The 16,537-nt window shown below is 63.1% G+C and carries 15 protein-coding genes; 10 read left to right on the forward strand and 5 right to left on the reverse strand.

The features are described from left to right. Nucleotides 1–289: 289 nt before the first annotated feature. The gene (locus AC3A4H_RS01440) at nt 290–565 is read right to left on the reverse strand and encodes a hypothetical protein (protein ID WP_487765102.1); all 276 of its coding nucleotides are present in this window, start codon (nt 563–565) and stop codon (nt 290–292) included. A gap of 481 nt (nt 566–1,046) precedes the next feature. Between AC3A4H_RS01440 and AC3A4H_RS01445 the strand changes: the two genes are divergently transcribed. After that, entirely contained in the window at nt 1,047–1,313 is a 267-nt protein-coding gene (locus AC3A4H_RS01445; RefSeq protein WP_487765103.1) for a hypothetical protein, read from the forward strand. Here the strand turns inward: AC3A4H_RS01445 and AC3A4H_RS01450 are convergent. The 3 genes from AC3A4H_RS01450 to AC3A4H_RS01460 all read right to left on the reverse strand — a co-directional run bounded on the left by AC3A4H_RS01450 (nt 1,288) and on the right by AC3A4H_RS01460 (nt 2,989). Continuing rightward, nucleotides 1,288–1,491, reverse strand: a complete 204-nt coding sequence (locus AC3A4H_RS01450; protein ID WP_487765104.1) for a hypothetical protein — start codon at nt 1,489–1,491, stop codon at nt 1,288–1,290. The genes AC3A4H_RS01445 and AC3A4H_RS01450 overlap by 26 nt on opposite strands. Nucleotides 1,492–1,673: 182 nt before the next feature. Continuing rightward, nucleotides 1,674–1,805 carry a hypothetical protein gene (locus tag AC3A4H_RS01455; RefSeq protein ID WP_487765105.1) on the reverse strand — a complete coding sequence of 44 codons (132 nt, stop codon included), beginning with the start codon at nt 1,803–1,805 and terminating at the stop codon, nt 1,674–1,676. Between the two features lie 917 nt (nt 1,806–2,722). Beyond that, the gene (locus AC3A4H_RS01460) at nt 2,723–2,989 is read right to left on the reverse strand and encodes a hypothetical protein (protein ID WP_487765106.1); all 267 of its coding nucleotides are present in this window, start codon (nt 2,987–2,989) and stop codon (nt 2,723–2,725) included. Between the two features lie 437 nt (nt 2,990–3,426). Between AC3A4H_RS01460 and AC3A4H_RS01465 the strand changes: the two genes are divergently transcribed. Continuing rightward, complete coding sequence (locus tag AC3A4H_RS01465; protein ID WP_487765107.1) at nt 3,427–3,639, forward strand: hypothetical protein; 213 nt, start codon at nt 3,427–3,429, stop codon at nt 3,637–3,639. An 83-nt stretch (nt 3,640–3,722) separates the two neighbouring features. Here the strand turns inward: AC3A4H_RS01465 and AC3A4H_RS01470 are convergent, their stop codons facing one another. Beyond that, nucleotides 3,723–4,271: a TetR/AcrR family transcriptional regulator gene (locus tag AC3A4H_RS01470; RefSeq protein WP_487765108.1), complete on the reverse strand. Its 549-nt coding sequence runs from the start codon at nt 4,269–4,271 to the stop codon at nt 3,723–3,725. A gap of 149 nt (nt 4,272–4,420) precedes the next feature. On the opposite strand from AC3A4H_RS01470, the gene AC3A4H_RS01475 reads away from it, so the two are divergent. From AC3A4H_RS01475 to AC3A4H_RS01510, 8 genes are all read left to right on the forward strand, one after another. Continuing rightward, nucleotides 4,421–5,599: an efflux RND transporter periplasmic adaptor subunit gene (locus AC3A4H_RS01475; protein ID WP_348778338.1), complete on the forward strand. Its 1,179-nt coding sequence runs from the start codon at nt 4,421–4,423 to the stop codon at nt 5,597–5,599. Beyond that, nucleotides 5,596–8,673, forward strand: coding sequence for an efflux RND transporter permease subunit (locus AC3A4H_RS01480; protein WP_487765109.1), 3,078 nt, complete (start codon nt 5,596–5,598; stop codon nt 8,671–8,673). The genes AC3A4H_RS01475 and AC3A4H_RS01480 overlap by 4 nt, the downstream gene beginning before the upstream one ends. 183 nt (nt 8,674–8,856) lie before the next feature. Continuing rightward, nucleotides 8,857–9,966 (forward strand): pyridoxal phosphate-dependent aminotransferase, encoded by a 1,110-nt coding sequence (locus AC3A4H_RS01485; RefSeq protein ID WP_487765110.1) that lies wholly within the window; start codon nt 8,857–8,859, stop codon nt 9,964–9,966. A 331-nt stretch (nt 9,967–10,297) separates the two neighbouring features. Continuing rightward, complete coding sequence (locus AC3A4H_RS01490; protein WP_487765111.1) at nt 10,298–10,927, forward strand: TetR/AcrR family transcriptional regulator; 630 nt, start codon at nt 10,298–10,300, stop codon at nt 10,925–10,927. Beyond that, complete coding sequence (locus AC3A4H_RS01495) at nt 10,908–12,071, forward strand: isovaleryl-CoA dehydrogenase (protein WP_487765112.1); 1,164 nt, start codon at nt 10,908–10,910, stop codon at nt 12,069–12,071. The genes AC3A4H_RS01490 and AC3A4H_RS01495 overlap by 20 nt, the downstream gene beginning before the upstream one ends. A gap of 1 nt (nt 12,072) precedes the next feature. Then, nucleotides 12,073–13,680 (forward strand): carboxyl transferase domain-containing protein, encoded by a 1,608-nt coding sequence (locus tag AC3A4H_RS01500; RefSeq protein WP_487765113.1) that lies wholly within the window; start codon nt 12,073–12,075, stop codon nt 13,678–13,680. Between the two features lie 52 nt (nt 13,681–13,732). Beyond that, nucleotides 13,733–14,503, forward strand: a complete 771-nt coding sequence (locus AC3A4H_RS01505; protein WP_487765114.1) for a VOC family protein — start codon at nt 13,733–13,735, stop codon at nt 14,501–14,503. 30 nt (nt 14,504–14,533) lie between these two features. Beyond that, nucleotides 14,534–16,495, forward strand: a complete 1,962-nt coding sequence (locus tag AC3A4H_RS01510; RefSeq protein ID WP_487765115.1) for an acetyl/propionyl/methylcrotonyl-CoA carboxylase subunit alpha — start codon at nt 14,534–14,536, stop codon at nt 16,493–16,495. Nucleotides 16,496–16,537 lie beyond the last annotated feature (42 nt).

Raw genomic sequence — 16,537 nt, forward strand, 5'->3', positions numbered from 1 at the left:
AAGATCCTGTGACTTATCGAAGCTATACTCGCTCAGCCGGTTATCCCTCGAGAAGACATCGTCGCGAGAGGCGGCACCGACCATCTGGTGGCGAGGGCGATACGCGGTCGTGGCATGGCGGCCACCATGGGTACCGGCGCGCATCGCGTGAGAGCCGCGATTTGAAGCCACATTCTGGAGATCGGTTGTGCCGGGTAGTTAGCCACATAAAGCATTTTCGGCTCGTACTGCGGCACATAGATCTTGTCTGCGACCGCTGACTGGATGATGACCTTGTCGTTTTCCCCCGTCACGTTTCGAACAGATAGTGGATCTGCAGCCACAGTGGTGAACCATCGTCGCACATAAGATGTTGCAGCGGGGCCTCAAGAGCCTTCATACCCTCGCTGACCATTGCCATCCTCCGGGCTGGAACATTCGCGTCGATTTTCGCCAAGAAGGCCTTTATTGCGTGCAGGCCTGCCCAAAAATCAGCGGTTCCTTTGTGCCCCGTCACGGAAAGCGGCGTGTTCGTTTCGGGGGCCTCGCAGAGGCCTTCCGGTCGGTGGCTGAGATCTTCAACCATGGCCTCGAGCTCCGCGGCACTGTAGTGTATCCAGTTGACGCCTAAGCCGCCGCATTCGTTGCAGCCGCTACCTACGTCACAACCGAATATGTTGCTGTGCTGGTACCGGGCGATTGGTCGACCTTCTTCGATGTCATAGCAACCACTGCACGGTTGCCACCCCCAGGCAGCGCCACTAAGACTTTCCTCCTTAATGGTTTCGGCGATCGATGTCGCGAAGTCGGGCTCGGCCGTGGCTTTGGTAACTGCGAACTCTCGCTCGATCTGGTTGCGAACACGATGGGCGGCGCAGACTGCCGTATGATGTTCCCGTCCATCCTCCCCTTCGGCGCCAATACTGGTCGAGCAAATCCGATAACTGCATTCGTGCTCTCCTGGATGTCAGATACTGCGGCCGAGCGTTGTGCTCGGCGCCATCTAGGAGCCGGCCGCAATAGGCTTTGCCGACGCGCACAGTCTCATGTTCCCAGTCGGCGGGGCAATGGTCATAGGAGCCGAAACCAGGACCCACTCCGCCCCGCAGATTTCGAAGATCTGGGACGCCGATCCACTCGCCGTCCTGCTTGTGGTGGTAGGCGGTTCCGGTGTCCGCGCAGTCGTCGCGCAGGGACGCATCGATGCGCAGCATCTTGGCGCCGAACTTCTCCTCACGGGCGCGGCCGAAATGCCGGCGGCGGCCGAAGATTTCGACGACTCGAAGCCTTCGGTGTCGGGGGTTTCTGTCATGCTTTCATCCTCGTTTGCATGAGCGCCCAAACCTTCCGGGCGCGGTGTTCATCGGAGCGGATAAGGAAACGGAACAGATCTCGGGCGAACATTGCCCAGGCGTTGTGGTCACCATGGAGGATGATGCCGGCGTCCTCGAGTTGCCCGCGCTCGAGATTGAGCAAGATCCGCAAGCCGTTGTGAAACTCGTCGAGGGTCAAGGCGGGCCCTCCCCACCGCCGCTCGTAGCGTCGATGTTGCGGTACTCACCGGTGAAGGACACGGCTATCACCCAAGGGTTGGCATCCCAGCCGAAGCCGCGGGAGGCGTTGAGGCCGTCCCAAAGATCAACGAAAGGAAGTATGAACCCGCTTGAAGACGTGTTTCTGAGGGTACCGCCAGGTCAGCGGGTCGAACCAACATAGGGTTCGACGCCTTCCGCCCGCGCGTCATCTTCGCTGATCTCTTGCAGCCGCTGCACGCGCACGTCGGTGACGGTCAGCGTGAGGCGGGAGGCCCAGCGAGGCATATGCATGCGTCCGCCAATGCTCGCGCACCCATAGCCGGTCGCCCGGTCGCGCGCTCACGCCATGCCTGCTCGATGGCCGACTTGCTCGGGAGCTGAATGTCGTGAAAGCCGAAAACTGTACGCCAGGACCGTGCAGCGGCCGGCGGCGGCAGCGCAGCAAAGCCGGCGAACATCTCAGCCATGTTGGCGACGCCATAGCGCTCGATGGCGCGGGTAGCCTCTATGTGCTTGGCGATCGCCGCGATGTTGTCGGCTACGCGGTCGTAAGTATCGCATGGCAGGCAGTGCGGCTTGTCGCCGAGGTGGAAATACAGCGCCACCCGGGGATCGGTTGGCTGAGGCTGGCCAGATCGCGGCCGGCCGTCGAGCCGAGGCTCGATGTTTCGTGGAGATGACGTACTGGCGCACCCCGAGGCGATCGATCTCCAATTCCAGGCGGTCGACGGCGTCAGCGATGGTCAGCGATTTCGTTTCCATGTAGCGGCCGTTATGCACCTTCTTGTTGAAGGGCGCCGATTTGCGGCTGGTGGATCGTGGGCGGCCGGCCGGCCATGTCAGCGGATAAGCAGACGTCATGTCACTTCCTCCGATAGGAACCGCTATTGGGCTTGCCGTCCTCACGGGTGAGGCCGGCGAGCTTGGTCACGCTGGTGGGTTGCTGAAATTGGCGGTACGCGGGATTGACCGTGTAGACGTTCCTGTCGCGATCATTGATCGCTGTGGCGCAACTGGCGCCGGCAGCGACGAGTGCATCAACTCAAGCGACTGCGTCCTTCCGATCCGAGAAGTCGTCTTCAATCCAGGAGCGGGTCTTGCCGCTCTCCTCGACCCAGCCGACAACGCGATACATCCCGATCGGCGCCCCGAGTTCGATATGAGGGCGCGTGGTTTGCCAGCGCCGAGGGGTTTTTCCGGCACCGACGTCATGCGGGATCTCCGCCTGGTCGCTGCGCCTTGCCCTCGTCGACCTTGCGGTGCTCGTCTTTGAGCCAGGCCAGCAGGTCGGCGCTGCTGGTGAAGGCGCCGAGCGGGAGCTCCAGCCGGTGCTGATCGTGATGTGCGGAAAACACGATCCAGCCGCCATTATCGGCGGACAGCACCCGATAGCCGAGCTGCGGCAGCGCGGGCTTCTGGGGGATCGACTCGACGCGGGCGCCGAGGGGCGTCGCTATCCCTTCCGACGTCACCATGACACAGCTCCGACAGCTCGCCGCGCGATCGCACGGCGGCCCCCGGGACTGTGTAACATGAATTAAGAATGCCGGATTTCTGCGGATCTACGGGACCAATCGAATCCCATCCTCTCCGCCAGCGCTCATTACCAGCGATCGCGGTTCCCCGGCTTTCCTTCCGACCCACTGAACGAATCGTCCCCAAAGGCCCTTGCGTGCGCCATGCATGCCCAAGCCGGCAGGAAGATTGCTGAACCCTCGCCGAATCGGACTGATGCGCCTCGCCCGCTGCATTTCCTTTCCTGGCTCCGCGGCACGTCATCGACCAAGAATCACGGACGACAAGGCCATGCGGCCTGGAACTGCGTGCGCCTCGGCGCGGGAAGGTTGCATTTGAATCAAATGCCCCTGTGCATATTGAGACTTGGATAAAGGAATCGCTGCCCAATGGCGGCATGGAAACGACAGACCGCTACGACCTTATTCTCGATCCCTCGGACACCTGGACCGTGTGGGACCTCATCAACGACGAACCGGCGATGTTCGGCGATCATCTCCTGGCGGGGATGACCGAGACCGAGGCAAAAGCCGCGCGCGATGTGATGAACGACGCCTGGCGACGGCTTAACGAGAACGCCAAGCTGCAGAAGCGGACAAACGCGGCATAGCCAGGCGCGCCGGATAGCCCGGGCGAAGCGACTCGCGACTCAAGCTGCCCGACCCATCCGTCGCCCTGCCTAAGGCCGGGCCATCAGGCCGTCGCTTCCACCATAGCGGCGAGCGAGCGGAGAACCGTTTCCCGTTCATCCGGCGTAAGGACGTCCACCTCGAAAAGCCGCAGGCTCCGCATGCCTTCGAGCGCGAGATAGACGATAAGCGCCTTGGCTGCGTTGCTGGAGTTCGCTTCGAGGCGGTCGAGAAGCTTTCGGTTGAAGCGCCTGACGGGGGCCAGGAACTCGGGGCTCTCCGCCATCGCCGCCAAAACACCCGAAGCGGGCGGCTGGGACTGCTCGAGTTCGGTGACAAACATTTTTAGGTAGGACGAGATCAGGCTGTTGGGACAACCCTGTTGCTGCTCCTCCTTCCTGTTCAGGGCCGCGTCGAACTCGCTCAGATGCTGCTCCACCAGTGCCTCCAGCAGCTTGGCCTTGCTGGGGAAGTGATAGAGAAGACCGCCTTTCGAGACCGCGGCACGCTGCGCGACGGCATCAAGCGAGAGGTGAGCCGGCCCGACGTCGCGCGCTACTTGTGCGGCCGCCGCTAGGATTCTCTGCCGGGATGTCACCTTCTCAGCCGCCATTGGAATCTCCGAAATACATTGACATTACCGTCCAGACGGTACAGTAAATGCCACCAAGTTTTCAACCACTGCTTTTTCCGGAAGGCAGCGTGGGGATGAAGACGTGTGCCTGAGCCAGCTCAACCCAGTTTTTCGATGTCGGTGACGCTATGATAAAGCGCTTCCTTATTGCCTTTGTTCTCCTTGTGCTCGTTTGCGGCGGGATCGTCGGTTTCAACCTGTTCCGCGACAACGCCATCAAGCAGTTTTTCGCCAACATGCCGGTGGCGACGCTCACCGTGTCGTCGCAAGAGGTCGAACCGGTTACCTGGACGCCCGGTATCGAGGCCATCGGCACGGTCAGCGCATCAAGGGGTGTCGACCTGACCGTCGAGACCGCCGGGCTGGTCAAGGAAATCCGTTTCACCGCCAACGAGCAGGTGAAGGCCGGCGCCGTGCTTATCCAGCTCGATGACGCCGTTCAGCAGGCGGATCTTGCCGCGGCCAAGACGCAGGCCGCGCTCGACAAGACGACCCTGGAACGCGCCGCTGTGCTGCAGAAGCGCGGCGTGGGTTCGGATGTGACGGTCGATTCCGCTCGCGCCGCAGCCGATGCCTCTGCCTCGCAGGTCGCCAAGCTTCAGGCGCTTGTGGACCAGAAGCAGCTTCGCGCCCCCTTCAACGGCACCGTCGGCATTCCCAGGGTCGATCTGGGCCAGTATCTCGCCCCCGGCACCATCGTCGCCACCCTTCAGGACCTGGAGACGATGTATGTCGATTTTTCGATTCCCGAACAGCAGATTGGATTGCTGAAGATCGGCGGCCATGTCCGCTTCGGCGTCTCGTCCGAGGATATGCCGTTTGAAGGAACCATCATCGGCGTCGAGCCGAAGGTAGACCCGGTTTCGCGCCTCGTGGCGGTTCGGGCCGAAGTGGCCAATTCCGGCGGAAAGCTCAGCCCGGGCCAGTTCGTCCAGGCGCGCGTTATCCTGCCTGAGGAGAAGAACGTGGTCGCGTTGGCGCAGACCTCCGTGGTGACCAGCCTTTACGGAGACTATGTCTTCGTGATCCGCCCGGAAGAGCCGCAGGCAGCGGCGAATTCTGGCGGCGCGGGCGTCGTGGACGAGGCCAAGGCCTCCGAGCAGCCCGAGCCGAAGCTCGTAGCACGTCAGGTTTTCGTGAAGACGGGACGCCGCTCCGACGGTCTTGTCGAGATCCTGCAAGGGGTTGCCGCGGGCGACCAGGTGGTGACGGCAGGCCAGAACCGGCTTTCCAACGGCGCGCCGGTGGCCATCGACAACACCGTCAACCCTGCCCTTCCGACCCAGCCGGAGCAGGCAAAGAAATGAGCTTTTCCGACATCTTCATTCGTCGGCCGGTCCTGTCGACGGTCGTTGCCCTGCTGATCCTGCTTCTCGGCTTCCAGGGCATCTTCAATCTTTCGGTGCGGCAATATCCGAAGGTCGATGAAACGGTGATCACCATCACCACGGCCTATCCGGGCGCGAGCCCGGATCTGATCCAGGGCTTCATCACCGCGCCGATTTCCTCTGCGGTCTCCACGACCGAGAACATCGACTATGTCACGTCGCAGAGCCGGCCTTCGGCCAGCATCGTGACGGTGCAGATGAAGCTCGGCTCCGATCCCGACGTGGCGCTGACCGAGGTCATGTCCAAGGTGCAGCAGGTCAAGAGCAAGCTGCCGAGCGACGCCAAGGACCCGACCATCGTGAAGGGCACCGGCCAGCAATTCGCCATCATGTATCTGGCGATGCAGAACCCGAACATGACGTCGGAGGAGCTGACCGAATATATTGAGCGCGTGATCCGCCCGCGCGTTTCCACCATCCAGGGCGTGGCCGAAGTGCAGGTGCTGGGCGCGGCGAACTACTCGATGCGCGTCTGGATCGACCCGATCCGCCTGGCCGCCCGCGGCCTGACCGCCGCGGAAGTTCTGAACGCTATCAATTCGTCCAACTTCCTTGCCGCCCCCGGCAAGACCAAGAACGAATATGTCGCACACTCCATCACGCTGCGCTCCACGCTGCAGAACCCCGAGGCCTTCGGCGCGCTGCCGCTGCGGTCCGACAAGGGCAATGTCGTGCGGCTGCGCGATGTCGCCAAGGTCGAGCTCGCCGCCCAAAGCACCGACACGGTGGTGAATTTCAACGGCAATCCGGGCACCTTCATCGGCGTGTTCCCCACCCCGTCGGCGAACCCGCTCGACACTGCCTCGGCCGTCATCAAGGAACTGCCTGCCATCCAGAGCAGCCTGCCGGATGGCATGACGATCAATCTCGTCTACGATTCCACCGAGACGATCAGCGCTTCGATCTCCGAAGTCTTCAAGACCATCGCCGAGGCGGTCGCCATCGTGATCGTGGTCATCCTGCTGTTCCTCGGCTCGTTCCGCTCGGTGGTGATGCCGGTGGTCACCATTCCGCTGTCGCTGATCGGTGTCTGCTTCATCCTTCTGACGATGGGCTATTCGATCAACCTGCTGTCGCTGCTGGCGATGGTTCTGGCCATCGGCCTTGTGGTCGACGACGCCATCGTGGTGGTGGAGAACATCCACCGGCATATGGAAGAAGGCATGTCGCCGATGCAGGCGGCGTTCAAGGGCATGCGCGAAATCTTCGCGCCGGTGGTGGCCATGACCATCACGCTTGCCGCCGTGTTCGCACCGCTCGCCTTTACCGGCGGCCTGACCGGTTCGCTGTTCAGGGAATTTGCCGTTACGCTGGCAGGCGCGGTCATCATTTCGGGCTTCGTCGCCGTCACCATTACGCCGATGATGTCGGCCCGGCTGCTGAAGCCCGGCCATGGCCGTTTCCAGAGCCTGGTGGACCGGACCTTCGACAGCATTGCCAATCGCTATGAGCGGCTGGTTTCCGGCTCGCTGAAATACCGCCCGGTGACGATGCTGGTCGTCGTGGCGCTGGTGGCGGTGACCGGCTTCATGTTCGTCAAGACCTCGAGCGAGCTGGCGCCCGAGGAGGATTCGGGCGCGCTGTTCTCGCTCATCCAGGCGCCGCGCTACGCCACGACCAAATACACCAGTCTCTATGCCGACCAGATTCGCGACCTGACGGCGGATCTGCCCGAACTGCGCGCCAACTTCTCCATCGTCGGCCTCGGCGGCGAGACGAACAGCGGCTTCTCGGTCTGGGCGTTCAAGGACTGGGCCGATCGCACGCGCTCGCAGAAGGAAATCCAGCAGGACATCCAGAACCGGCTGAAGAAGGTGGCCGGTGCCCAGGCGCTGGTCTTCGCGCCGCCATCTCTGCCCGGCGCCGGCGGCGGCCTGCCGATCTCGCTGGTCATCCAGTCGACCGGCGATCCGAGCCAGGTGTTCGAAGTGGCCGAGGCGATCAAGCAGAAGGCGACGGCTTCCGGGCGATTCATCATCGTGCAGAACTCGCTCTCCTTCGACGCGCCCCAGGTGACGATCACCATCGACCGGGACCGCGCGGCGGCGCTCAATATTCCCATCCGGGATATCGGAACGACGCTCGGTCTGCTGGTCGGCGGCGGCGCCATCGCGCAATTCGATCGCGACGCCAACAGCTACGACATCATCACCCAGGTGCCGGATACCTTCCGCGGCAATCCGGAAAAGCTCGGGCAGTTCTTCGTCCGCAGCATGACCGGCGAAATGGTGCCGCTGTCGGCCGTAGTGAACATCAGCACCAATGCCTCGCCGGCCTCGATCGAGCAGTTCAACCAGCTGAACTCGGCCACGATCTCGGCCCTGCCCCTGCCGGGCGTGACCACCGGCGACGGCCTGGCAACGATCGAAGAAATTGCCAAGCCGCTGCTGCCTTCAGGCTTCTTCGTCGACTATTCCGGCCAGTCGCGGCTGGAGAAGGAACAGGGCAATACGATCCTGATCGCCTTCGCCCTCGCCATTGTGGTGATCTATCTGGTGCTCGCGGCGCAGTTCGAGAGCTTCCGCGATCCGCTGATCATCATGATGTCGGTGCCGCTTTCGATCTTCGGCGCCCTCGTCCCGCTGAACCTTGGGCTCGGTACGCTGAACATCTACACGCAGGTGGGCCTGATCACGCTGATCGGCCTCATCACCAAGCACGGCATCCTGCTGGTCGAATTCGCCAACCAGCAGCGCGAGGAGCATGGCCTTTCTCGTATGGAGGCGATCGTGGCTTCGGCCAAGGTACGCCTGCGGCCGATCCTGATGACCACCGCCGCCATGGCGCTCGGCGTGGTGCCGCTGATCAAGGCGGCAGGCGCTGGCGCCGCTGCGCGCCATTCCATGGGCCTGGTGATCTTCTCGGGCGTTCTGGTGGGAACGCTGTTCACCCTGTTCGTGGTCCCGATGTTCTACACGCTGATTTCCCGCAAGGATTTCGCGCGCAAGGACGCCGGCGAAGCGGCGCCCGCGGCGGAAGTTGCTGCACACTGACGCTTACCCGGCGCGCCCGGCCGATCTGTTCGGGCGCGCCGCTTTCTGCCGGTGGAATTGACGGCTTCCAAACCGCCTGGCACGCAAGAATCCTGAGGCCTGCCCGGCCGAACTCTGCTATCTGCGGGCAGACGCGATGGCCCATGAGGTTGTCGCCCCCTGAAATTTGAGAGCCATGAAACCATGAAGCAGCGCCCGCCCCTGACCCCGATCATCGCCGCCCTTCCGGCAATGGTGCCTTTCGTCGGCCCGGAGGCGCAGGTGAGAATGAGCGGGCGGCCGTTCCGCGCCCGCATTGGTGCGAATGAGAGCAGCTTCGGCCCCTCCCCGCGCGTGATCGCAGCGATGCAGGACGTCGCCAAGGATATGTGGATGTACTGCGATCCCGACAATCATGATCTGCGCACCGCGCTCGCAGCTCACCTCGGACTCGGCTCCGACAATGTGGTCGTCGGCGAAGGCATCGACGGTGTGCTGAACCTGGCGGTTCGCATGCTGGTTTCGCCCGGCGACGCGGTGGTCACTTCGCTTGGCGCCTATCCGACATTCAACTTCCATGTCGCCGGCGTCGGCGGCAGGCTGGTGACGGTGCCCTATGAGAACGACCGTGAAAGCCTGGACGGGCTGCTGGCGGCGGTGAAACGGGAAAATGCGCCACTGGTCTATCTCTCCAATCCCGACAACCCGATGGGCACCTGGTGGGAGACGGACGAGCTGATCCGCTTCATGGACGCATTGCCCGAAACCACCATGCTGATCCTGGACGAGGCCTATGGCGAAACGGCGCCGGCCTCCGCGCTGCCGCCGATCGAGGTCGATCGCCTCAACGTGCTGCGCATGCGCACCTTCTCCAAGGCCTATGGCCTCGCCGGCATCCGCTGCGGCTACGCCTTCGGTGACGCCCAGCTGATCTCCGAGTTCGAAAAGATCCGCAATCACTATGGCGTCAGCCGCATGGCCCAGATCGCCGGCGAGGTAGCTTTGGCCGATCAGGACTACCTCGCCACGGTAGTGGGCAAGGTTGCTGCCGGGCGCGACCGCATCTCGGCGATTGCTCGCGAGAACGGCCTCGCTCCCATCCCGTCCGCCACCAATTTCGTGACCATCGATTGCGGCGGCGACGCCGATTTCGCCATGAAGGTGATGCAGCACATGCTGGCTCGCGGCGTCTTCATCCGCAAGCCGATGGCGCCGGTGCTCAACCGCTGCATCCGTGTCAGCGTGGGCCTTGACCACGAACTGGAGATTTTCGGCGAGGAACTGCCCGGTGCACTGGCAGCAGCCCGCGGCTGATTTCCCCAGGGCGCGGCGGGCGAACTGCAACTCCGCGCCTCTCGCTTACGCCGATCCAATACCGGCCCCCGCTCTCTGATCGGAGCGGTGGCCGGCTGCTCCTCGCCTCCGGAATTTTGCACGCAACAGGGCTGCCGCCCCTGCGAAGCCTGACGCCAAGTCCGGGCTACATAGGCCGTTCCAGAAGGCGATCCTTCTCCCACTCGAGGCGGAAGCCCAGCTCTCCATTTGCCCTCTGCTGCCCCCGGTAAGGCGCCATTCCATGCTGTCAGTCGCGCCTTGAATTAATTGAACGCTCGTTTTATTATTTTCTCCAGCAAGGGAGCAGTGGATGGCGCGAACGACAGGCTCCGACGGTGGAAGGACGGAAGCCGCCATTCGGGACGCGGCGATCAGTCTGATGGCGCGTTTCGGCTATGAGGCTGTCTCCATGCGCCAGCTTGCCGCCGAGGTCGGCGTGCAGGCCGCCGCCCTCTACCGCTACTTTCCCACCAAGGAAGACCTGCTTTTCACGCTTATGCGCGAGCACATGGAAGGCTTGCTTGCCGCCTGGGAAGCTGTGCGCCCGGCCACCGACGATCCGCGCGCGGAGCTTGCCGCCTATGTGCGAAACCACATCCGCTTCCATGTCGAGCGGCGGCATTCGACCCATGTCTCCAACATGGAGCTTCGCAGCCTTTCGCGCGATAATTTGACCGCGATCCTTCGGCTGCGCACTGCCTATGAAAAGGAACTGCGCCAGATACTGCGTGACGGGACGGAAGCCGGCGTTTTCGACGTCGACGACATCGGGCTGACGGCAATTGCAATCATCCAGATGATCACCGGCGTGATTGTCTGGTTCCGCCCGGACGAGCGTCTCTCGGTGGAAGAAGTGGCCGAGACCTACCTTGCCATGACCATGCGCCTGACCGGCGCGGACAAGCCCAGGGAGCGCCCCTATGTACACGCAAACGCTTGATTTCGGGCAAGGCGAGGACATCGAAGCATTGCGCGACCTCGTGCGGCGCTTCGCCCAGGACAGGATCGCGCCGCTGGCGGCGGAGATAGACCGCGCCAACCAGTTTCCGGAGCATCTCTGGGCCGAGATGGGCGCGCTCGGCCTGCTTGGCATCACCGCTTCGGCCGATTTTGGCGGAAGCGGCATGGGCTATCTCGCCCATGTCGTGGCAATGGAGGAGATTTCGCGCGCTTCCGCCTCGGTCGGCCTGTCCTATGGCGCGCATTCAAACCTCTGCGTCAATCAGATCAACCGCTGGGCCACGCCGGCGCAGAAGGAGAAGTTTCTGCCGCCGCTGTGCTCCGGCGAGAGGGTCGGCGCGCTCGCCATGTCGGAATCAGGTTCGGGATCGGACGTGGTGTCGCTGAGGCTGCGCGCCGAAAAGCGCAATGACCGCTATGTGCTCAACGGCACTAAGATGTGGATCACCAACGGCCCCGACGCCGATACGCTGGTGGTCTATGCCAAGACCGACCCGGAGCAGAAGTCGCGCGGAATAACCGCGTTTGTGGTCGAGAATACCATGCCCGGCTTTTCCGTGGCGCAGAAGCTGGACAAGCTCGGCATGCGTGGCTCCAATACCGGTGAACTCGTGTTCGAGGATGTGGAGGTGCCGTTCGAAAACGTGCTGAACGAGGAAGGCGCGGGCGTGGAGGTTCTGATGTCGGGCCTCGACTATGAGCGTACCGTGCTGGCCGGCGGCCCGCTCGGCATCATGGCCGCCTGCCTGGACGTGGCGGTTCCCTACGTGCGCGAGCGCAAGCAGTTCGGGCAGCCGATCGGCGAGTTCCAACTCGTGCAGGGCAAGCTCGCAGACATGTACACAACGATGAACGCCGCGCGCGCCTATGTCTATGGCGTGGCCGGCGCCTGCGACCGAGGCCACACCACCCGCAAGGACGCGGCCGGCTGCATCCTCTTCGCCGCCGAAAAGGCCACACAGATGGCGCTCGACGCTATCCAGCTTCTCGGCGGCAACGGATACATCAACGACTATCCAACCGGCCGCCTGCTGCGAGACGCCAAGCTCTACGAGATCGGCGCCGGAACGAGCGAGATCCGGCGCTGGCTGATCGGCCGCGAGATGATGGCGGAGAGCCTCTGACATGCCTGTCATCCAGTCCCAGCTTTCCCCCTCCTCCGACACCTTCAAGGCCAATGCCGAGCACATGCGCACGCTGGTGGCCGATATTGCCGAGAATGCTGCCATCGTCGAGGGCGGCGGTTCGGAGGAAGCGCGCAAGCGCCACACCGCGCGCGGCAAGCTCCTGCCACGCCAGCGCCTGGCCCAGCTGCTGGATGCCGGTTCGCCCTTTCTCGAAGTCGGTCAGTTCGCGGCCTGGAACATGTATGGCGGCGATATTTCATCGGCCGGGATGATCGCCGGCGTCGGCCGCGTCGAGGGGCGCGAGGTGATGGTCGTCGTCAACGACGCCACCGTGAAGGGCGGCACCTACTATCCGGTCACGGTGAAAAAGCACCTGCGGGCGCAGGAAATCGCCATGCAGAACAACCTGCCTTGCGTCTATCTGGTCGATTCCGGCGGGGCCAACCTGCCCAACCAGGACGAGGTATTTCCGGACCGCGAGCATTTCGGCCGCATCTTCTACAACCAGGCCAACATGTCGGCGGCGGGCATTCCGCAGATCGCCTGCGTCATGGGCTCCTGCACGGCAGGTGGAGCCTATGTGCCGGCCATGTCCGACGAAACGATCATGGTGCGCAACCAGGCCACCATCTTCCTGGGCGGCCCGCCGCTGGTGAAGGCAGCAACCGGCGAGGAGGTGACGGCCGAGGAACTGGGCGGTGCGGATGTCCACACACGGCTCTCAGGCGTTGCCGACCACTACGCAATGGACGACGCGCATGCGCTGGCGATCACAAGGCAGATCGTCAGAAACCTGAACCGAAAGAAGATGATTGGGCTCAATCTGAAGAAGCCGATCCCGCCGCTCTACGCGCCGGAAGAGATTTATGGCGTCGTGCCGACCGATACCCGCCACCCATACGACGTACGCGAGATCATCGCCCGCATCGTCGACGGCTCCGAGTTCGACGAGTTCAAGCAGAACTACGGCTCCACGCTGGTGACCGGCTTTGCCCATATCCACGGCATGCCGGTGGGCATTCTCGGCAACAATGGCGTGCTGTTTTCGGAAAGCGCGCTGAAGGGCGCGCATTTCATCGAACTGTGTTGCCAACGCAAGATCCCGCTGATCTTCCTGCAGAACATCACCGGCTTCATGGTGGGGGCGAAATACGAGGCCGGCGGCATTGCCAAGGACGGCGCCAAGCTGGTGACGGCGGTGGCCACCGCACAGGTGCCGAAACTCACCGTCATAATCGGCGGCTCGTTCGGCGCCGGAAACTACGGCATGTGCGGTCGCGCGTTTTCGCCTCGCTTCCTGTGGATGTGGCCCAACGCGCGCATCTCGGTCATGGGCGGCGAGCAGGCCGCAACCGTGCTTGCGATGGTCAAGCGCGAGGGCATTGAGCGCAGGGGCGGCACGTGGACCGAGGAGGAAGAAGCTGCATTCCGCGCGCCGATCCTCGAAAAATATGAACACGAGGGCCACCCGCTTTATTCCTCGGCGCGGCTCTGGGACGATGGCATAATCGACCCGGCAAGAACCCGCGACGTGCTGGCGCTAAGCCTTTCGGCCACGCTCAATGCACCGGTGCCGGACACGAAATTCGGCCTATTTAGGATGTAGCGTCACTCCGGCGCGGGCTCGAAAGAGCAACCTGACGACGAAGGAGCCTGACATGACTGCCAATCCGAGCAAATTTGTCTGGTATGAGCTGATTACCAGCGACGTCGATGCTGCAGAAAACTTCTACAAGACCGTGGTGGGCTGGAAGTGCGAGCCCTGGGAAAGCGGCGGCGAGATGCGCTACGTCATCATGAAGGCGGGCGATACCGGGGTGGCCGGCGTCATGGCCACTCCCGCGGAAGCGGCCGGCATGAAGCCCGCCTGGATCGGCTATCTCTATTCCGCCGACGTGGACGCGGCCACCGAAAGCGTGCGCAAGGCCGGCGGCAAGGTCATACGCGAGCCTGAGGACATCCCGGAAATCGGCCGCTTCTCGGTGGTGACCGACCCTCAAGGGGCGTTGTTCATGATGATCACGCCCAAGGGCGAAGGCGGCACGCCAGCCCCGCAGATGACCCCCGGCCATGTCGGCTGGCACGAGCTTCTCGCGGCAGACTGGAAAAGCGCTTTCGACTTCTATGCAAGCCAGTTTCACTGGACCAAGGGCGACGCGGTCGACATGGGGGAGATGGGCACCTACCAACTGTTTGCAGCCGGTGGCGACGCGATCGGCGGCATGATGACGAAGCCGCCGCAGATTCCCTCGCCGCCCTACTGGCTCTATTACTTCAACGTCGGCGACATCGACGCGGCCGCAAAGCGGGTCGCCGAAAACAATGGCAAGGTTCTGATGGGGCCGATACAAGTGCCGGGCGGTGCCTGGATCGTACAATGCACCGATCCGCAGGGCGCACTCTTCGCGCTTGTCGGCAGTCGGGCCTGACCGGCGAGGTCGGACGTTTCGGGAGGGTTGATGTTCAGCAAGATTCTGATCGCCAATCGCGGCGAGATCGCGGTTCGCGTCGTCCGAACCGCACGGCGCATGGGCATTCGCACCGTCGCGGTCTATTCCGACGCGGATGCCGGCTCCCTACACGTGTCCATGGCCGACGAGGCGGTGCATATCGGCGCCTCGCCGGTCGGCGAGAGCTATCTGCGCGGCGACAGGATCGTAGCGGCAGCCAAGGCCACCGGCGCCGAAGCAATCCATCCCGGCTACGGCTTTCTTTCCGAAAATCCGGACTTCGTTGAAATGGTGGAGGCGGCCGGACTGGTGTTCATCGGCCCTTCCGCTGCCTCCATCCGCGCCATGGGCCTGAAGGACGCTGCCAAGCGCCTGATGGAAGAGGCAGGTGTGCCCGTGGTGCCGGGTTACCATGGCGAAGCGCAGGACATTGTCCTATTGGCCTCCAAGGCTCGCGAGATCGGCTATCCGGTTCTGATCAAGGCGCGTGCCGGCGGCGGCGGAAAGGGCATGCGCCGGGTCGAGCATGCCGACGAATTCGCCGACGCGCTGTCGGGTGCGCGGCGTGAAGCGCAGGCGGCGTTTGGCGACGACCGCGTGCTGATCGAGAAATACGTCGAAAAGCCTCGCCACATCGAGGTTCAGGTCTTCGGCGACAATTTCGGCAACGCCGTCCATCTGTTCGAGCGCGATTGCTCCGCGCAGCGCCGGCACCAGAAGGTGATCGAGGAAGCCCCCGCTCCCGGAATGACTGATGGAATGCGCCAGGCCATGACCGAAGCGGCGGTGAAGGCCGCCAAGACGATTTCCTATTCAGGCGCAGGCACCATCGAATTCATCGTCGATGCTTCCGCTGGGCTGAGGCCTGACCGCTTCTGGTTCATGGAAATGAATACCCGCTTGCAGGTCGAGCATCCGGTAACGGAGATGATCACCGGCATCGATCTGGTGGAATGGCAGCTTCGCGTCGCCGCTGGCGAGAAACTGCCGAAAAGCCAGGAAGAGATCGCGTTCTCCGGCCACGCCTTCGAAGCGCGCATCTACGCCGAAGACCCCGAGCGTGATTTCCTGCCAGCCATCGGCACGCTGCACCACCTGGAGTTCCCGAAGAAGGCTCCGGAGGGCTCGCCGGTTCGCATCGAGACGGGAGTGCGCCAGGGAGATGCCATCTCGCCCTATTACGACCCGATGATCGCAAAGCTTGTGGTCCACGCTGATGACAGGCGTTCGGCGCTCGACACGTTGGTGGCTGCGCTGAAGAAGACCCGAATTGCGGGCTCTGTTACCAATGTCGGCTTCCTGACCGCGCTTGCCCAGGACGCGGATTTCGCCGCGGGCGACGTCGACACCGGCCTGATCGGACGCAAACAGGCGGCGCTGACTGCGAAACGCAAACCTGATGCTGGCACTATTGCCCGTGCTGCCTTGGCAGTCTCCGGCATAGTTCCGCTCGAGCTCCTCCCGGACGATCCATGGGTGGCTCTGGCAGGCTACAGCCATTTCCATCCGATAGAACGGCAAGTGTCCCTGCATTTCGACGCGCAGGAACATACGGCCACCCTTGTCACTCTCGCGGAAAATCTCTTCGCAGTTCGCGTCGACACCGCCGCCCCCATCACCCTGTCGCGGGACGACCTCGCCGCAACCGCGCTGTGGCCGGGCCATGTGACGGTTTTCGGAAACGGCGCCTCCTATACGTTCACCGTGCCCGATCCCTTCGCGAATGCAGCGGATGCCGAAGCTGGCGTCGGCAGCATGCGCGCGCCGATGCCCGGTCTCGTCAAGCTCGTGCGCGCCGACAAGGGCGACACCGTGAAGAAGGGCCAGCCGCTTCTCATTTTGGAAGCGATGAAGATGGAGCACACCATCGCGGCCCTGCATGACGGGACCATTGCGGAAATCGCCGCTGAAGGCGCGCAGGTGACGGATGGAACCGTCCTGGTTCGTTTCGTCGAGCAGGCAGGCGCCTGAGGCGCAGCAAATCCGAACCGTCGAAACGAAAATGGCCGGGAC

This window comes from Pseudaminobacter sp. Soil_N_29 (genome assembly GCF_057656055.1).